The sequence below is a fragment of the Mucilaginibacter sp. 14171R-50 genome (assembly GCF_010093045.1).
Lineage (GTDB): Bacteria > Bacteroidota > Bacteroidia > Sphingobacteriales > Sphingobacteriaceae > Mucilaginibacter.
This window is the reverse complement of the sequence record NZ_CP048115.1, coordinates 743,562-761,938: the sequence shown is the minus strand read 5'-3', so window position 1 is coordinate 761,938 and position 18,377 is coordinate 743,562. Positions and strand designations below refer to the sequence as shown.

The window sequence follows — 18,377 nt, the reverse complement described above, 5'->3', positions numbered from 1 at the left end:
CGGTTAATCTTCCAACGCCATAAAAAGGTTATTTAATGATTCGGAATAGGTTGGGTGCGCAAAAACGCAGTAGCGTATCCTGTCGTAAGTTATACCACCCTCCATAGCCATCTGCAACACCGACATGATCTCGCCACCTTCGGTGCCTATTACAGCTGCGCCCAGTATTTTTTTGGTGCCGGCATCAACCACCGCCTTCATAAACCCGCGGGTGTCGCCGGTTTCAATCGCCCGGGCCACATGCTTCATGGGTAGTTTAGCCACTTTGTAATTTAAACCCTGTTTTTTTGCTTCAGTTTCTGAAATACCTATCCGGCCCAGCTCAGGGTCGGTAAACATACAATAGGGTACAGGCCGGTTTTTAACGCTCAGATTCTGTTTCTCTATCAAATTACGGTAAACAATGGTATAATCATTATAAGAAATATGCGTAAACGCCGGCCCCCCTTTTACATCGCCCAGCGCATAAATGCCCTTTTTACTACTCTCGAGCTTATCGTTTACTACAATGTTGCCCTTGCTATCCATTTTTACACCCGTCTTATCTAACCCGAGCGTATCAGTTTGAGGCGCCCTGCCGATCGCAACAAGCATATGGGTGCATTTAATTTTTTGCTCCTTATCACCAACGGTTACTGTTGCTACTATTTTACCACCCGATTTTTGCTTAACTTTTGTGGTTTTGGCATTTGTATAGATATTTATGCCCTCGTCCTGCAAAATCTCCGTCATCTCTGCCGAGATATCCTCGTCCTCGCGGGATAATAAGCGGGGCGACTTCTCTAATATCGTAACCTTGCTACCAAATCTGCGGAACATTTGTCCGAACTCTAATCCAATATAATTGCCGCCGATGATAAGTAAATGTTCCGGCAGTTCTTCCAGATCCAGGATGGTGGTTGAGGTTAAATAGTTGATATCACCTAAACCCTCAATATCGCCGGGTATAATAGTTTTTGCACCGGTATTGATGAATATTAGGTTGGCCGAGAAGGTTTTTGATTTTCCTGTGCGAAGTTTTACCGAGATAGTTTTTGTATCGGTAAACGTAGCGTCGCCAAAAAGCAGATCGAGATTTTTGGTGTTCTCAACAGCTGCCTGCCCGCCATTGCGCGATTTAAGTACAATATCATCTTTATGTTTTTTTACCTGGCGCATATCCACCTTATAGCCCTTTATGGTAACGCCCATATCATTGCATTTTCCTGCAAGATAAGCTACCCTGGCGCTCGCCACCATAGTTTTGGTAGGGGTGCAGCCGTCATTAACGCAGGTGCCGCCAATAAAACGTTTCTCAACGAGCAGCGTTTTCTTACCCGCCTCCGCAAGCTTTTTTGCCAAAGGTGTGCCTGCCTGTCCGGATCCAATAACTATACAGTCGTACTGCTTCATATCAGGTGACATTTATTTTTGAAAAACAGTGTAATTTTAAGATTGCGGCTATTTGGTGCTGCTCTCATAAGGTAATGTTTTATAAAGATAGTTTTTACTACCGCAATTATAAATGGCCAGGTATATTTTTTGTTTGTTGTATTAGGGTGATTTTTAAGGTGATTGACATGGAATAAAATTTTTCTGAAAATTTATTTTTAATTTATCCCGAAAGGTATATCTTTGCAATCCCAAAATAAGGGGAGCGAAATTGAAATAACCAATTTTGTTCTGCTAAATGGCCCGTTCGTCTAGGGGTTAGGACAGGAGATTTTCATTCTTCAAACAGGGGTTCGATTCCCCTACGGGCTACTAAAAACGCCGATCTCTTACAGGAGATCGGCGTTTTTTGCTTATGGGTCACGTAATAGGTAAAATAAATTTGATGTTGAATAACACGGAACGTGCTTTGTAGCAGTTTGTTAGTTATAATGATGCTATTTTTACAGCATAAATCTATACTATTGTATCTAAATGCAACCCACCATCCTCATCATCGACGACGAAAAAAAGCTAAACGATTTGCTGTCACGGATTATTGGCCTGGAAGGTTTTCGTGTGTTGCAGGCTTTTACCGGTAAGGAAGGTTTAAAATTATTACAGCAAGAGGATGTTTTATTGGTGCTAAGCGACGTTAAACTGCCCGATATTAATGGTGTTGACCTGGTTAAAACCATTAAGGAAAAGAAACCTTATGTAGAAGTGATCAATCTTACTGCCTACGGTACTATTTCGGATGGTGTAAAAGCTATTCAAAATGGGGCGTTTAATTACATAACAAAGGGCGATGATAATGATAAGATTATTCCATTGGTTAATCAAGCTATAGATAAGGCTATATTACAATACAATAAATACCTACAAGATTCGAAACCAACTAAACACAGCTTTGCAACCATTATTGGGAACTCAAAAGCAATACAAGATGCAGTAACAGTAGCCCGAAAAGTTGCTGCTACCGATACCACCGTATTACTGTTAGGTGAAACAGGTACCGGTAAAGAAGTTTTTGCATCGGCAATACATCATGAGAGCCAGCGCAGGCTGATGCCTTTTGTGGCCATTAATTGCAGTAGTTTTTCGGCCGAGCTATTAGAGAGCGAATTATTTGGCTATAAAGCCGGCGCTTTTACCGGGGCTTTAAAGGATAAAAAAGGATTATTAGAAGAGGCTCATCATGGCACTGTTTTACTTGATGAAATAGGCGAAATGAGTCTTGAACTGCAAGCAAAGTTACTTCGCGTTTTAGAGAGCAAGACTTTCATAAAAGTTGGCGATACACAAACTACCCAAGTCAACATCCGTGTTATAGCAGCTACTAACCGCAATTTGCAACAGGAAGCCGAGGCCGGGCGTTTTAGGCTCGATCTTTACTACCGTCTATCTGTATTTACGATAAACTTGCCCTCGCTGAATGAGCGTAAAGCTGATATTGAATTGCTGGCTAATTTTTATTTGAAAGATTTTTCAGCCAAAGCCGGTAAGCACCAGCCTGTAATGGCTAGCGGGTTTATTGATCTGCTTAACCGCCATCATTGGAAAGGCAATATACGCGAGCTTAAAAATGTGATTGAGCGCGTGATGATACTGGCTGATAGCGACATACTAACTGCCGACCTGTTACCCGTAGAATTTAGGTACGATACTGGCGACCACAGCGCCATTGACCTGGCTACCATTGAGCGTCAGCATATCCAAAAAATATTGAGCCGCACCGGCGGCAACAAAACCGAAACCGCCAGGCTTCTAGGCATCGGCCTAACCACGCTTTACCGCAAGCTGGAGGAGTATAACCTATACTGATGAACCTTCCATAACGATAATAAACCCTTCCATTTTGGTAGGGTTTTCTTGTTTATATCAATTGCGCTTTATTTTCAAGTAATTGATTATCAATTTTTTATTTTGGATTTTATTAATGTGGCATCTCCGTTGCCAATGGTGGTAAAAACAATTTAATAAAATGATCACCATACTCCTGTTGCTGGCAATAATCATCTGTTGCCGGCTATTCTTTAAAACTATCGACTGGTTCGAAAAAATTTAATTACCCCCATGATCGCACTATTTATCATTTCCATCGCAGTGTTTGCATACATGGTGTATGTACTGCTTAAACCCGAAAATTTTTAACGTAAAATGAACAGCGAATTATCAGGAGTACTTATCTCCTTTGTTATCACCCTCGCCATCGGCATACCGCTGGGTAAGTACCTCGCCAAAATGTTTGCAGGCGAACCGGTATGGACCGATTTTATGAAACCGCTGGAACGCGGCATCTTTAAATTATCGGGCATTAACCCAAATGAGCCCATGAACTGGAAGCAGTTCCTAAAATCCATGATGATGATCAACTCGTTATGGTTGGTTTACGGCTTCTTTGTTTTGATGTTCCAGGACAAGCTTCCGCTTAACCCAGACGGTAACCCGGGCATGACACCCGATCTCGCATTTAACTCCATCATCAGTTTTGTAGTGAACTGTAACCTGCAGCACTACAGCGGCGAAAGTGGGGCTACATATTTAACGCAGCACTTTATATTCATGTTCCTGCACTTTACCAGCGCGGCAACGGGTATTGCCTGTGCTGTGGCGGTGTTTAAAGCGTTCAGAGATAAAACAACTACTAACCTGGGCAGTTTTTGGCAGTTTTTTACAAAATCCATCACCCGTTTGCTTTTGCCGCTATCGGTAATAGTAGCCTTGATATTAACTTTCAACGGAACACCGTCAAGCTACGCCGGTAAAGATCAGTTCATCTCCTTACAAGGCGATACCGTAAATGTATCGCGTGGGCCGGCAGCGCAGTTTATCGCTATAAAACACATTGGTACCAACGGCGGCGGCTGGTTTGGCGCCAATTCGGCCCACCCATTGGAAAACCCAAGTTACATCACCAACGTCACCGAGATCGTAGCGCAAATGATCATCCCTATCGCTATGGTTTTGGCTTTTGGATATTACATCCGCCGCAAAAAACTGGGCTGGGTAATATTCGGGGTGATGGCTATAGGAATGTTGATGCTCATGATTCCTACTTTCAGCAGCGAATTAGGGGGTAACCCGGCTTTAACAAAAATGGGGATCAGTCAAACCACCGGCGCAATGGAAGGTAAGGAAGTACGCATTGGCCCCATGGCTACAGCCTATTGGAGCACCCTTACTACTATAGTTTCTACCGGCTCTGTAAACGGTATGCATGACAGTACCATGCCGCTTACCGGCTTATGGCAACTACTGGCCATGATGATCAATTCATTCTTTGGCGGATGCGGCGTTGGTGTGTTAAACTATCTGGTCTACCTCATCATCGCCGTATTTATATCCGGCTTAATGGTTGGCCGCACGCCCGAATTTATGGGCCACAAGGTTGAAGCACGTGAGGTAAAGATCGCTGCCATCATTACCTTGTTAAGTCCCTTTTTAATATTGGCGGGTACCGCTATTTCTAGCTATGTATTTAACAATTACGGCGCGGCAGACTGGTCGGTAAAACCATCAAACTGGTTAAATAACCCGGGCTATCATGGCTTTTCTGAAATGCTTTACGAAAACACTTCGGCCAATGCCAATAATGGTTCAGGTTTTGAAGGGCTGGGCGATAATAACATCTTTTGGAATGTTGTTACCGGCTTCACACTTATCCTGGGGCGCTTCCTGCCCATTATAGGCCCGGCGGCAATTGCAGGCTTGCTTGCTCAAAAAAAATACATCCCCGAATCGGTAGGCACGCTGAAAGTTGATACTGTAACCTTTGGTGCCATGACGTTTGCCGTTATCCTGGTGCTCAATGCATTGTCATACTTCCCGGCGCTGGTGCTTGGCCCAATTGCCGAATATTTTTCAATGCTAAAATAAGGCTTCACAGTAATCCCTCTCCAAACGAGAAGGACTTTCAAGACAAAAAAAATGAAAACATCCAATAGATTATTTGAACCCGCATTAGTGCAAACCGCGCTTAAAGAGTCGTTCATGAAATTGAATCCTAAAACCATGATTCGCAATCCCGTAATGTTTACGGTGGAGATCGGTACGGCCATTATGCTCGTAGTATCTTTCTACAGCTTTACGCACCATGATCAGGGCTCTTTCGCTTACAACTGCAGCATCTTTGTTATTCTATTGTTAACCCTGCTGTTTGCCAATTTTGCCGAGGCGATTGCCGAGGCGCATGGTAAAGCACAGGCAGACAGCCTGCGCAAAACCCGTGAAGATACGCCCGCCAAAGTTGTGTTGGAAGACGGATCAATAGTAACCCGTTCATCAAACCAATTGTTAAAGGGCGATGTATTTACCTGCGAGGCCGGCGATATCATTCCTACCGATGGTGAAATTATTGAGGGCCTGGCTACAATTGATGAATCGGCTATTACAGGTGAATCTGCCCCGGTCATCCGCGAGGCTGGCGGTGATAAATCGTCCGTAACTGGTGGTACCAAGGTATTATCAGACCGTATAAAAGTAGTTGTAACCACACAACCCGGCGAGAGCTTCCTGGATAAAATGATTGCCTTGGTTGAAGGTGCATCACGCCAGAAAACCCCGAACGAAATAGCTTTAACTATCCTGCTTGCAAGTTTTACGCTCGTATTCATCATTGTTTGTGTTACGTTGCAGCCATTTGCGGCTTATGCAAACACGCCAATAACAATAGCGGCGCTCATCTCTTTATTTGTGTGCCTTATTCCTACCACAATCGGCGGCTTACTGTCTGCAATTGGTATAGCGGGAATGGACAGGGCGCTGCGCTCAAACGTAATTACCAAATCTGGCAAGGCTGTTGAAACCGCTGGCGATATTGATGTGCTGCTTTTAGATAAAACCGGCACCATTACTATAGGTAACCGTAAGGCAACCCAGTTTTGGACCGCCCCCGGCGTATCAGAAGATGAATTGGTTAAGGCCTGTGTACTTTCATCATTGGCTGATGAAACGCCGGAAGGTAAATCTATCATCGAGCTGGCGCAGCAAAGCAACAACCGCTTATCGCTTACTGCGCCTCAAGGTTCTGAGTTTATCAAATTTACTGCTGAGACACGTGCAAGCGGCATCAACACGCCCGATGGTAAAAGGATTCGCAAAGGCGCCTTTGATGCTATCCGCAACGCAGTTGTAAATGCCGGTAATCATGTCGATAACGGGGTTGAAGAACGTGTAAAAACCATTTCATCTAAGGGCGGTACGCCGCTGGTTGTGGCGCAAAATGAACAGGCCCTGGGCGTTATTGAGCTGCAGGATATTATTAAACCAGGCATAGCCGAACGCTTTGAGCGTCTGCGTAAAATGGGAATCAAAACCGTTATGGTTACCGGCGACAACCCGCTTACCGCCAAATTTATTGCGGAAAAAGCAGGTGTGGACGATTTTATCGCTGAAGCCAAACCCGAAGATAAGATGCGATACATCATAGCCGAGCAGGCTACCGGCAAACTGGTAGCCATGATGGGCGATGGTACCAACGATGCGCCTGCCCTTGCCCAGGCAGATGTTGGCGTTGCCATGAACAGCGGCACGCAAGCCGCCAAAGAAGCCGGTAACATGGTTGACCTGGACAACGACCCAACCAAGCTGATCGAGATAGTTGAGATAGGTAAACAGTTATTGATCACCCGTGGCACGCTCACCACCTTCTCTATCGCTAACGATGTAGCTAAATACTTTGCCATAGTACCGGCTTTATTTATAGCTTCTATCCCGGCCTTGCAAGCCATAAACATTATGCGTTTGCACAGTCCGGAAAGCGCCATACTATCGGCAGTGATATTCAATGCCATTATTATACCGATGCTGATACCGCTTGCTTTAAAGGGGGTCGAATATAAGCCCATTGGTGCCAGCGCGTTGTTGCGCCGCAACCTGCTTATTTACGGCCTGGGGGGTGTTATAGCGCCATTCATCGGCATCAAACTGATCGACCTTTTAATTTCTGTAATAATATAGACGTAAGATATGTGATATCGGATATGAGAAAGCATATCGCACAACTCAAACGCTACAAAAAATAAATAACGGCGAAAAGATAGCGTCTAAAATCTTCTATCTCAGGCCTCAAATCAAAACAAATGAAAACGCTTATACAATCCATACGCTTAACCCTGGTGCTAACCGTATTATTATGCATAGCATATCCAATTATCATCGCCTTCGCAGGTAAACTATCAAAAGGTAAAGGCGATGGCGAAACCATTACTATGAACGGCAACGTAATAGGTTACGCCGCCTTGGGCCAAAAATTCGATAAGCCGCAATACTTCTGGAGCCGCCCTTCTGCCGTGGGATACAACGCTGCCGGCTCTGCAGGTTCAAACAAAGGGCCCAGCAATCCCGACTATTTAAAAGAGGTAAGTAACCGCATCGATACGTTATTAAAATACCACCCTTACCTAAAACGTAGCGAAATCCCTGCCGATATGGTGACTGCATCTGGCAGTGGCCTGGACCCTGACATTTCCCCTGCCGCCGCGCAGATCCAGGTTAAACGTGTTGCCCAATACCGCAAACTGGATGAGCAAAAAGTAGCTGCCTTGGTAGCCAACCATATCCACAAGCCAATGGTCGGCCCTGCCAAAGTAAATGTGCTGAAACTCAACGTAGCACTTGACCAGTTGAAATAACCACCATGAAAAAAATTATAATAACATTTATTGCTGCTTTAAGCACAACCTTTTTATTTGCCCAGGATACAACCAAAACCAGTTCTCCTTTAGTTATAAGCGGTTCGGCCGATACCTATTACAAGTATGATTTATCCGGGCATAATAACATCCCCACCAGTTTCGCGTCAGATCATAACTCGTTCTCAATAGGCATGATAGATCTCGGAGCGAAGAAAAAAGTGAATAAAGCGCTTTTTGTAGGCGAGTTGTCATTCGGGCCGCGTGGCGAGGGGCAATCTATCCCTAATGCGGGTACTAACGGGCAATCATTCCATATCCAAAACCTTTATGTGGGATATGATATTACTAACAAACTAAACATCACCGGCGGTTACATGGCTACTTTTTTAGGTTACGAAGTGGTATCGCCCATTGGTAATTTTAATTACTCAACATCATATCTTTTCACTAACGGCCCATTTCAAAATGCGGGTGTAAAACTTACCTATGCCTTTAATAATAAGGTGAGCCTGATGGCGGGCGTATTTAACGATCTCTGGAACGTTTACACATCCGCAGGGCGGGTAAATACCTTTGGCGGGCAACTCATGATCGCTCCGGTTAGAGGCTGGACAGCCTACCTCAACGTATTGGCCGGCCCCTCATCAGGCACAGAGTTTGACCTGACCACCAATTACCAAATAACTAACGAATTTAAATTGGGCCTAAATGCCGCCGATTTTAAAGCATCGGGCAGCGGCGAACGTGGTGGGTTTTCGGGCGTGGCGCTATACCCGCAATACGCTGTATCATCAGCTGTTATATTAGGCCTGCGCGGTGAATACTTCGAAACCAAAAATGGTGCAGACATATCAGCCGCCGCGCCAATGCCGGGTAACCCGGTAACAAGTTTTACGCTTACGGCTAATATTAAAAGCGGCCCGCTTACTTTTATACCCGAAGTTAGATTAGATAGTATGAAAAACAACTTTTTTACAGACAGTAATGGTGTTGCAACAAAATCCGCATCGCAGGTTTTGGTAGCAGCGGTGTATGCCTTTTAAAGCATGAGCAAAGAAAACGACAATACGGTAAAAGACTTTATAGACCTGGTAAAGAGGTCGCGCAGGGGTAAGCTCAAAATTTATATTGGGATGAGCGCCGGCGTGGGTAAAAGTTACCGTATGTTGCAGGAAGCGCATGCCCTTTTGCGAAACGGGATAGGCATCCAGATAGGATACATAGAAACCCATAACCGCCCTGAAACACATGCATTGCTTGCAGGTTTACCACTTATAGCCCGCCGTAAAGTATTTTACAAAGGCAAAGAGCTGGAAGAGATGGACCTGCAAGCCATCCTGAACCGCCACCCGGAAGTAGTGGTGGTTGATGAACTGGCCCACAGCAATATTGAAGGCAGCAAAAACAGCAAGCGCTGGCAGGATGTAGCCGATATACTGGAAGCCGGCATTAGCGTTATTACAGCCGTAAACATCCAACACCTTGAAAGTCTTAACCAGGAGATAGAGAAAATTACCGGCGTCCCCATAACCGAACGCATTCCCGATAAGATCCTGGAAATGGCGGACGAGATCGTTAACATCGACCTTACCGCCGACGAGCTGATAGGCCGCCTAAAGGACGGAAAGGTCTATGAAAGATCAAAGATTGAGCGGGCATTGCAAAACTTTTTCCGTAACGATAAGATCTTGCAGCTCCGTGAGATAGCGCTACAAGAAGTGGCACATCACCTCGAACGGAAGATAGATACCGAAATACCCAAACAAATTAAGTTGCGCCCCGAGCGTTTCCTGGCCTGCATATCATCCAATGCGGAAACCGCCAAGATCGTAATCCGTAAAACAGCGCGCCTGGCGTCCTACTACCGCTCGACATGGATAGTGCTCTATGTACAAAGCAGCAGCGAAAGCATGGAGCGCATAAAGTTAGATAAGCAACGCCATTTAATTAATAACTTTAAACTGGCAACAGAACTAGGTGCCGAGGTTATGAAAATGAAAAGCGACCAGATAACGCAAACCATTATGCGGGTAGCAAACGAGCGCGATATTACTACCATTTGCATTGGTAAACCGCACCTGAGCCTGTTCCAGGTTATTTTGCGAACAGCGGTATTTAACGAGCTGCTTAAAAATATAGCAGCAAATCAAATTGATTTAGTGATACTATCATGAAAGTAAAAAATAAACTGCGGTTGGGGTTTGGTTTTCTGTTCATCGTTGTGCTGTTCTTTGGCGCTACTGCCGTTTACTACATTCACGATATTTCAGAGAACTCAAAGGTTATCCTCCAAAACAACTATGAGTCGCTAAGCTTTGCTCGCCAAATGCGCGGTGTTTTAGATAATAATGATTTTCCCCTTAACAATTCCGCCATTAATAAATTCAATATATACCTGGAACAACAAGAAACTAATATTACCGAGCCCGGTGAAGCTTTTCTCACACATAGGCTGCGGATAGATTTTAGGCTTCTGATGGCTACCCCCGAAATCAGTGTGCAACGTGAAACAGCGCGTAATATTAGGAAAATTTTAAGTGATATCGAAAACTTAAACATGCAGGCCATTATTCGTAAGGACAACAAAGCACGCGCATCAGTAACCAATGCAACGCTGTTTTTGGGGCTGGTTGGTGGATTTACTTTTTTGGTCCTGTTCAGTTTTAGTGTAAATTTTCCGGGGTTTATTTCTAAGCCCTTAAATACATTATTAATAGGTATCAGGGCAATCGGGCTAAAGAATTATAAGCAACGCATCCATTTTGACAAGAACGACGAATTTGCCGAGGTCGCCAACGCCTTTAACGATATGGCCGAACGCCTCGACGAGTGGGAAAACAGCAACCTCTCTAAGATAATGTCGTCAAAGCTTCGGATAGAAACCATTATCGAGCAAATGCATGAGGCAATTATAGGGGTGAACGAGAAGCAGGAGTTACTGTTTGTTAACACTGCGGCCATGAAAATCCTCAATTTAAATGCCCAAAAGATAGAAGGTGCCTCTGCCGATGATATTGCCAAAAACAACGAATTGTTCAGGTATATTATCAACGAAGGCAGCAACATCAAACCTTTAAAAATTGTGGTTGATGGTAAGGATTCTTACTTCCAGATGGAGTCTCGCGAGATCAATGTTCCAAATATATCATCAGATAAAAAGCAAGCCTTAACATTTGCCAAAAACTCTGCCGGCAAAGTTTACACCCTGCGCAACATTACCGAGTTCAAGGAACGCGATGAAGCGAAAACCAATTTTATAGCTACCATTTCGCACGAATTAAAAACGCCTATATCATCCATTAAAATGAGTTTGAAATTGTTGAAGGACGAACGTGTAGGCCACATTAACACCGAGCAGCAACAACTGTTGGAACACATTAACGACGACAACGACCGCCTGCTTAAAATCACAAGTGAATTATTAGAGCTGTCGCAGGTAGAAACCGGCAACATTCAACTGAATTTTGTACCGGTGCAACCTCAAGAGATCGTAGATTATGCCATAACATCCGTAAAATTTCAGGCCGAGCAGAAAGGTGTAAAACTGGAAGTAGTTAATGATTCGGAGCTGCCCCAGGTAAACGTCGACGTGGAAAAAACAGCCTGGGTGTTGGTTAACTTCCTGTCGAATGCATTACGTTATAGCGCTGAGAAATCAAAGGTTATTATATCAACTATCAAAAAAGGTAACGAGGTGGAGTTTTCAGTAAAAGATTTAGGTAAAGGTATTGATGAACAATATCAAAAACGTTTGTTCGACCGCTATTTCCAGGTACCAACGGATGGCCAGAATAAATCGGGCTCCGGCTTGGGGCTGGCTATATCAAAAGACTTTATTGAAGCACAAAACGGCCGAATATGGCTTAAAAGCGCCATTGGCGAGGGGAGCACTTTCGGATTTAGTTTGCCATCAGCGTAAATTTCGATAGCGCAAAAAATGGGTAGAGTGCAATTCATGCCGAAATAAGTTGAATCATGTCGGGATAATGCTTTATGGCGCTGAAAATGCCCATGGACAATCTAATCTTATTCCCCTACGGCCTACAATAAACGCCGATCTCTTATAGCGATCGGCGTTTTGTTTTAGGGTCTCGTAACAGGAAAATTTATTTGGAAGTGAATGACAAACATTCAACAGGTCAGACAACCAAGGTGGATTTTCGCGATATGTACATTTGCATAACCTGCGCAAGTTTAGACCGTTTAAGTGCTGTTAAAAATGCGCAGGTAGATTCTTGGGCTACTTCAAAACTGTACTGATTGCGTCGCCCACTTCATGCCCAGCGTTTTTCTTAAAATCCAAGCCAAGCAATTGGGCAATGGTCTGTGCCAGTTGCTTATGATAGGTAGTGGTTTGGGTTTTTAACTCGCCTGTTGGCTTAGTATCCGGGCCAATAACGGCAAACCAGGTTTGTTCTGAATTTTCAACATCAGCACCATGGCTGCGCCAGGTGTCTAAAGGCTGCTCGCCACGGCCATGGTCGCATGTGATCAGCAGGGTGGTTTTGTCCTTATAGAAGGGGTCGCTCTGTATCAGCTCCCAAAGGTGCCTGATAAAGCCGTCTTCCTGTTTTGCACGCTCCAGATATAACTTGTAATTGCCTTCGTGAGCCATATCGTCGGTTTCGTCAAAAGCCATGTATAAAACACGGGGTTTATATTGTTTCATGTACTCTTTGGTATATTCATAGGTAATAAAATCAGACCGGGTAGAGTCGCCCAGGTATTTGGGGACATTGTGCTGCAGCTCGTTCAGATACTTTAGGCGAGGGTTAGCGTCGGCGTTTTTAATATCAGCATAACCGGAGTATACGGGTAATTTAGAACGCCAGACATTTAGGATCTGCGGAAAGCGCTCCCATGATGAAAACGCAGCAACCTTGCCTTCAAAGCCTTTTTGTTTGTTGATAAACTCAAGCACATTCATGTTTGGATTAACAATTGGGTCGTTGGTGTTCATTCGTTCATCCGGAAAACCAGTGAATATCTCACTATAACCGGGGTAAGAGAAGTGATATTTGTTTGCCACTTCATCTTTGTTTCCCAGATCGCGGTTGCCATAGACCTGGCCCTTGCTGCTAACCTCCGACCATAGGAACGGGAATAGCAATTTGCGGCGCTCGGGAGCGGAAACTGCCCAGAAACGCTTTTTTACATCTTCGTTGTCAGCGGTATATTTTGAATTGATCAGCGCTGAATCCGCTCCGCGAAACACATCCTGCCAACGCATGCCATCAAGGGTAACTATTACCACGTTTTGTGTGCGATGACTTTGGGCGAAACTGCCGGTAAATGCGGCGGCTATTGAAAGGGTTAAAAGCAACTTTTTCATAAATATAAAAAATGGAAACGGCCGTTAACAATAACGGCCGTTTGTATTAAGTATTTAATTATTTTAAGATCCACATAACGCCATTGATGTCGTCATTACCACCAAACTGGCTTTGTAAAGCAGCCTTGTAATTTTTAGCGTTTGACACGCGCTCAGCATCCGGGTATCTGAAACGTTTCGCTATACGAGAGCTGTTACCTGTACCCGGGCCGCTAGTAAAAGTAGGCACACCCGTACGACGGTTAGTGAAATACGATTCTAACCCTGAATGGCGGAATAACGCAATATATTTTTGCTGCAATATTTTAGTTATACCTGCATTCCCTGCCTCATACTTAACGGCGTCCTGGTTGTAATAAGTGTTAAATGCTACTGTAATCGGGAAGGTATCGTAATTGGCATCGCTTGTAACACTTGTTGAACCCGGGCGGTAAAAATAGGCTGTGAAGGTACCGTTTTCGGGGATGCCGTATGACGCCATTGAAGCTTTGATACCGTTTTGGTAATACGTTTCTGCATTACCGCTTGCCCAACCACGATTAATGCCTTCGGCTATATTGAACATTAACTCGGGATAGCCAATTTGTATGCTTGGCTCGCCGGTGTAAGTTGAGTAGAAATGCTTACGGTTAATGAACGAGTATTTCTGCAAACCAGCGTTGTTGTACATAGTGCCCTGGTCTTCGCCCGGATTTGCCCCAATAAAGGAGGCAAAATCAGTAGGGCTTTTCTTTTGCTTATCCACCAGGTCGCGGGCGGGCTCGGCGGTTACAAATATGCGCGGGTCTTTAAGCGTTGTAAGCAAACCTACATATGTTGACGACATGTTTTTACGTGAACCGCTTTGCCCAAAGTTATTCGGGTTCATCGGATAAAAGTTGTTCGGCGCTAAAAACACATATTGCATATTATCCGCGTTGCTTTCCATTAAAGGATATTTTGAAGGATTATTAACAATGCTTGCGAAGCGGGTAGTCACTTTTAAATCGGCGTCAGTGGTTTTATTACTCAGGTGGAGCAGTAAACGTACATACAATGCGTTCACAGTTTTTTGCCACTTTTTAAGATCGCCGCCAAAATAAATGTCATTCTTTAAAACGGCGCCTTCGCCTGTACCAAAGCCATCCGGTTTTGCTATCAGCTGGCCCAGGTCACTGTTTGCACTCTCCAACCAGTCTAATGACTGTAGCATCACCATTTTCTGAGCATCGTAAACCGGCTCCAGGTTATCCAGGCCTTTTAAAGCTTCAGTCATTGGAATATCGCCCATCTCCAGGCTCATTTTGCTAAACAGATAAGCTTTAAAAAACTTGCCTATCGCTTCATACGGATTAATGGCCGCGCCACCTGTAGCGGCGGCCTGCTTCTCCATTTCCACCACATTTTTAAGTGTGGTGTAATAATTATCACCGCCGCCAAAGTCATACCGGTTGTTTCCGTAGTAATCATAGTTATACAGATAATATTGGTCGTAAACTTCGTTCTGGCCGTCGGGCAGTTCGGCAGTGCTGTTTAGCACACCATTGAATAGTAACGAAGCCGGTACATTATTAGGCAGGTTTGTATTTTTAGTAAGCTCGTCAAAGCTTTTTTTACAACCGGTAACTGAAAGCAGCAAGGCTGCCGGCAGTATATATTTTTTTAATATCGTTTTCATGTTTAACGCTTATCAGTTATTTAAAATGATACATTCAGGTTAAAACCATAACTGCGTACAGTTGGCGATTGTAAGCCTGTTAAGCCTGCCGCATAGTTATACTGGTCAAGGTCAACATCTTTAAAGCGTTTGTCTTTATAAAAATAAAGCAGGTTACGGCCGTAAATTGATATTGATGCTTTCTGGATAAAGGTTTTTTGCAGCAATTGCTTAGGGAAATCGAAGCCTAAGGTAACCTCACGCAGCTTGGAAAAGGTTTTGCTCATCAGGTTTGCCTCATCAGCATTGTAGTATTTACTTACGTAATCTTGTACAAATGTTTTTGAGCCGTTTTTCTTGTATTGCAGGTCGCCATAGTTAAGTACAGCGCCGGTGTTTGAATCATAATTGATAACACCACCGTTCGATATTTGCACACCTTCGCCAATATAGCTGCCCGCATATCCGGCCTTGCCGTAGTTCGACCAATCCTGGTAACGTGCTGCACCTAAGGCGCCTTCTGCGGTTTCAATGTTGGCGCCGCCGCGCATAGTTTTGTTGTGCATATAATCTACAATTACGCCGCCTACAGAACCATCGAACTGGAAGCCCAGGCTCAGGCTCTTATATTGTAACTTGTTGTAAACACTCCACGCATATTTGGCGTTCATGTTGCCCAGGTATTGCGCAACGGGATTAATAAGCGGTTTGCCGGCTTCGTCGTTAATGATCTGCCCATCCGGCGTTTTTACGAAAGCCGTGCCGTACAATTTGTCGGTACGGTCACCCGCTTTAAAAAAAGTGGCGTAAGTGTCCTGTCCTTCAGGAAGCTCTTTGTAAACTTCTTTGAAACTTGAGATGTTGGCTAAAACATTCCAGGTAAAACCACCCATATTTTTGATAGGGGTGCCCTGGAGCGATACTTCATAACCCGTCTTCTTGGTTTTTAACGCGTTAACGTACTCTACCCTATAACCTGATGCAGTTGAGATGGAGTTAGCCAGGATCTGCGGGCCATCAATGTATTGAAAGGTAGTACCGCTTACACCCAAACGATTTTGGAAAAACTTAATATCCAAACCTTCCTCGTAGTTTACACGTGTAGAGGTTTTAATACCCTGCTGAAATAGATAATCGGTTGCATAACCGGCGGTTTGGCTGTTATATGGCTTGCTTGTTGAAAAAGACGTGTTCAACGCGTACGACGGACCATTGTACGGCGAATTGTATGTTGTGCCGTAGCCAAGCGGGTTATCATATAATGACTCACCCGTGCTGCCGTCAAATACAGTGATTGAACTGAATGGCGCGGGGCCAATGGTTGTTGCAGTGGCATCAGACCGGATGTTTGAGAAAGATGCACGTGCTTTCAGGAAGCTGATAGCTTGGGGTACTGGTATATAGTCAGACAATACCGTAGATACCGATACACTTGGATAATAATAAGTGGTTGGCACCTGAAATGCTGATGATTTATCGATACGGCCTGTGCTCGAGATGGTAGCGTATTTACCCAGGCTTGCATCCAATGAGTAGTAAGCGCTTAACACACGCATATCAGACCTGAAGCTGGTTGATTGTACAGGATTCATAGAATTACTGAACGAGTACACACCGGGCACATTAAGGTAATCAGTCGAAGTCCAGTTTGAGTTGTAGCTCAGATTACGCATGTTACCACCAACTAAACCCGACAGGTTTAAGAACTTGGCTACGGTATAATCATAGTTAACCATCAACTCCGTGTTGTTGTCAAACAGGTTACGGCGATCTTCACGGTAGTCGCCCAGGTTGCCCTCACGGCCGTAGGGGTGTGCCGAATAAGGCATCTTTTCGGTACGTAACAGGTCATAGGTATCAATCTGCGAACGCAGCGTAACGTTTAAGTTGTTGTTGATCTTATAGTTGCCCAGTAAATAACCTGTAGTATTATTTTTATAGTGGCCGCGTGTCCACTCTTTAACCATTAACCAGGGGTTGTGATAACGGGTATATTCTGCAAATTGTGATTGCACACCAACCTTGCCCGGCTGCCAGATAGCCTTGATATCGGGCGCGTTAACATCCCAGTCGGCACCGGTCCATACAGCAATGTTATAGATCAGGCTGTTGGGACCGTATTGTACGTCGGGGAAGTTGTCGGTAGTCTGACGGTTAAAGTTTACGTTACCTTCAAATTTCCAGCGGGGATTTGGGTTAAACGATGCGTAGATGTTAGCGTTTGCAATATCCAGATATTGCTCGGGGATGTAGCTGCTTTGATGCTGTTGCGATGCAGATAGCCGTACAGTGTAATTATCGCCGTTAGCGCTTAACGCAACGTTGTTGTTGGTTTGATAACCGGTACGTAAAAAGTTGTTAAGGTTGTTTGCGCCACGGGCAGTGTACGGGGTAGCCTGCCGAACGCCGTTGATAACCGGGCTGTCATACTGTTCAATTAACTGGCCTGCAAAGTAAGGCCCCCAAACATCGTAGTCGGCATCCACACCGCCGGGTGCACCACCTTTACCATCAACAAATTTGTAAAAGGTGTTTTCGCCTGCACCGTATGAATGCTGTACGCGAGGGAAGGCTAAAAAGCCATCGTTTATAACGGTACTACTGTTTATATCAACAGTAAGGCCTTTTTTGTTCTTGTTACCCTTTTTAGTGGTGATCAGGATTGCACCGTATGATGCGCGGTTACCGTAAAGCGCCGCAGCTGCAGGGCCTTTTAGCACGGTATAAGTTTCAATGTCATCGGGGCTGATGTTGTAGGTATCTGTATTGATAGGGAAACCATCTACCACATAAAGCGATATGGCGTTACCACGTAACCTTACGCTTGGCGCGCCCAAAAGCTCTGCTGACGGACCAACAGATAAGCCTGCAACTTTGCCGGTTAGGCCGGTAATAGGGTTGGGGTCGCGGGCCAGGGTCAGGTCTTCGCCATTAACTGTTTGTACCGAGTAACCCACACGACGGGTTTCTTTTTTTACACCCAGCGCCGTTACCACCACCTCGTTCAGCGTTTTATTGTCGCCCTTTAAGGTTATAAGCATGTTACTGGCCGAGCCAACAGTTGTTTCCTGGTCGGCAAAACCAAGAAATTTGAATACTAACGTTTGGCCCGGCGAAGCATTGATAATAAAGCGGCCGTAAACATCTGTAGTGGTACCCTGGTTGGTACCTTTAAGCATAACCGTTACACCCGGCAGTGGCTGCCTGGTTTCGTCGGTTACCGTACCTGTTATTTTGCTTTGAGCAAACAAAACAGCAGGCGAAAGACAGCACATCAATACAATGGCGAGTCTTTTTAAGTGGGAGTAAAATCGTTTCATTCTGCTTTTTAAATCGTTAATATTAGGGTTGATTTATCCGC

Annotated in this window: 12 protein-coding genes and 1 tRNA gene; 9 read left to right on the top strand and 4 right to left on the bottom strand. The window is 44.6% G+C overall.

All coding sequences use genetic code 11. The annotated features are described in order from the left end of the window. Positions 1 to 3: 3 nt before the first annotated feature. Positions 4 to 1,392 carry a mercuric reductase gene (locus GWR56_RS03525; protein WP_162429783.1) on the bottom strand — a complete coding sequence of 463 codons (1,389 nt, stop codon included), beginning with the start codon at positions 1,390 to 1,392 and terminating at the stop codon, positions 4 to 6. Positions 1,393 to 1,671: 279 nt separating this feature from the next. On the opposite strand from GWR56_RS03525, the gene GWR56_RS03520 reads away from it, so the two are divergent. The 9 genes from GWR56_RS03520 (at position 1,672) to GWR56_RS03480 (ending at position 11,967) form a co-directional block, all read left to right on the top strand. Beyond that, positions 1,672 to 1,743 (top strand) — tRNA-Glu (locus GWR56_RS03520). Between the two features lie 162 nt (positions 1,744 to 1,905). Next, on the top strand, positions 1,906 to 3,234 hold the full coding sequence (locus GWR56_RS03515; protein ID WP_162429782.1) for a sigma-54 dependent transcriptional regulator: 1,329 nt from the start codon (positions 1,906 to 1,908) through the stop codon (positions 3,232 to 3,234). Between the two features lie 252 nt (positions 3,235 to 3,486). After that, positions 3,487 to 3,564: a potassium-transporting ATPase subunit F gene (locus GWR56_RS20785; protein WP_162433090.1), complete on the top strand. Its 78-nt coding sequence runs from the start codon at positions 3,487 to 3,489 to the stop codon at positions 3,562 to 3,564. Between the two features lie 6 nt (positions 3,565 to 3,570). Beyond that, positions 3,571 to 5,289, top strand: coding sequence for a potassium-transporting ATPase subunit KdpA (gene kdpA, locus GWR56_RS03505; RefSeq protein WP_162429781.1), 1,719 nt, complete (start codon positions 3,571 to 3,573; stop codon positions 5,287 to 5,289). 51 nt (positions 5,290 to 5,340) lie between these two features. After that, a complete protein-coding gene (gene kdpB / locus GWR56_RS03500) occupies positions 5,341 to 7,371 on the top strand; it encodes a potassium-transporting ATPase subunit KdpB (RefSeq protein ID WP_162429780.1) in 2,031 nt (676 codons plus the stop codon). Between the two features lie 122 nt (positions 7,372 to 7,493). Continuing rightward, on the top strand, positions 7,494 to 8,045 hold the full coding sequence (locus tag GWR56_RS03495) for a K(+)-transporting ATPase subunit C (RefSeq protein WP_162429779.1): 552 nt from the start codon (positions 7,494 to 7,496) through the stop codon (positions 8,043 to 8,045). Between the two features lie 5 nt (positions 8,046 to 8,050). Further along, positions 8,051 to 9,091 carry a porin gene (locus tag GWR56_RS03490; protein ID WP_162429778.1) on the top strand — a complete coding sequence of 347 codons (1,041 nt, stop codon included), beginning with the start codon at positions 8,051 to 8,053 and terminating at the stop codon, positions 9,089 to 9,091. Positions 9,092 to 9,094: 3 nt separating this feature from the next. After that, positions 9,095 to 10,222, top strand: a complete 1,128-nt coding sequence (locus GWR56_RS03485; RefSeq protein ID WP_162429777.1) for a sensor protein KdpD — start codon at positions 9,095 to 9,097, stop codon at positions 10,220 to 10,222. After that, positions 10,219 to 11,967: an ATP-binding protein gene (locus GWR56_RS03480; protein WP_162429776.1), complete on the top strand. Its 1,749-nt coding sequence runs from the start codon at positions 10,219 to 10,221 to the stop codon at positions 11,965 to 11,967. The genes GWR56_RS03485 and GWR56_RS03480 overlap by 4 nt, the downstream gene beginning before the upstream one ends. 321 nt (positions 11,968 to 12,288) lie before the next feature. Here the strand turns inward: GWR56_RS03480 and GWR56_RS03475 are convergent, their stop codons facing one another. From GWR56_RS03475 to GWR56_RS03465, 3 genes are read right to left on the bottom strand one after another with little or no spacing between them, the layout of a single operon-like run. After that, positions 12,289 to 13,380, bottom strand: a complete 1,092-nt coding sequence (locus GWR56_RS03475; protein WP_162429775.1) for an alkaline phosphatase family protein — start codon at positions 13,378 to 13,380, stop codon at positions 12,289 to 12,291. A gap of 58 nt (positions 13,381 to 13,438) precedes the next feature. Next, entirely contained in the window at positions 13,439 to 15,037 is a 1,599-nt protein-coding gene (locus GWR56_RS03470; RefSeq protein WP_162429774.1) for a SusD/RagB family nutrient-binding outer membrane lipoprotein, read from the bottom strand. Between the two features lie 20 nt (positions 15,038 to 15,057). Continuing rightward, positions 15,058 to 18,336 (bottom strand): SusC/RagA family TonB-linked outer membrane protein, encoded by a 3,279-nt coding sequence (locus tag GWR56_RS03465; protein ID WP_162429773.1) that lies wholly within the window; start codon positions 18,334 to 18,336, stop codon positions 15,058 to 15,060. Between the last annotated feature and the right edge of the window lie 41 nt (positions 18,337 to 18,377).

Bases quoted from the DNA above. Each gene is read 5' to 3' on its own strand.
- GWR56_RS03525 (WP_162429783.1), bottom strand. From the start codon at position 1,392: ATGAAGCAGTACGACTGTATAGTTATTGGATCCGGACAGGCAGGCACA.
- GWR56_RS03515 (WP_162429782.1), top strand. From the start codon at position 1,906: ATGCAACCCACCATCCTCATCATCGACGACGAAAAAAAGCTAAACGAT.
- GWR56_RS20785 (WP_162433090.1), top strand. From the start codon at position 3,487: ATGATCGCACTATTTATCATTTCCATCGCAGTGTTTGCATACATGGTG.
- kdpA (WP_162429781.1), top strand. From the start codon at position 3,571: ATGAACAGCGAATTATCAGGAGTACTTATCTCCTTTGTTATCACCCTC.
- kdpB (WP_162429780.1), top strand. From the start codon at position 5,341: ATGAAAACATCCAATAGATTATTTGAACCCGCATTAGTGCAAACCGCG.
- GWR56_RS03495 (WP_162429779.1), top strand. From the start codon at position 7,494: ATGAAAACGCTTATACAATCCATACGCTTAACCCTGGTGCTAACCGTA.
- GWR56_RS03490 (WP_162429778.1), top strand. From the start codon at position 8,051: ATGAAAAAAATTATAATAACATTTATTGCTGCTTTAAGCACAACCTTT.
- GWR56_RS03485 (WP_162429777.1), top strand. From the start codon at position 9,095: ATGAGCAAAGAAAACGACAATACGGTAAAAGACTTTATAGACCTGGTA.
- GWR56_RS03480 (WP_162429776.1), top strand. From the start codon at position 10,219: ATGAAAGTAAAAAATAAACTGCGGTTGGGGTTTGGTTTTCTGTTCATC.
- GWR56_RS03475 (WP_162429775.1), bottom strand. From the start codon at position 13,380: ATGAAAAAGTTGCTTTTAACCCTTTCAATAGCCGCCGCATTTACCGGC.
- GWR56_RS03470 (WP_162429774.1), bottom strand. From the start codon at position 15,037: ATGAAAACGATATTAAAAAAATATATACTGCCGGCAGCCTTGCTGCTT.
- GWR56_RS03465 (WP_162429773.1), bottom strand. From the start codon at position 18,336: ATGAAACGATTTTACTCCCACTTAAAAAGACTCGCCATTGTATTGATG.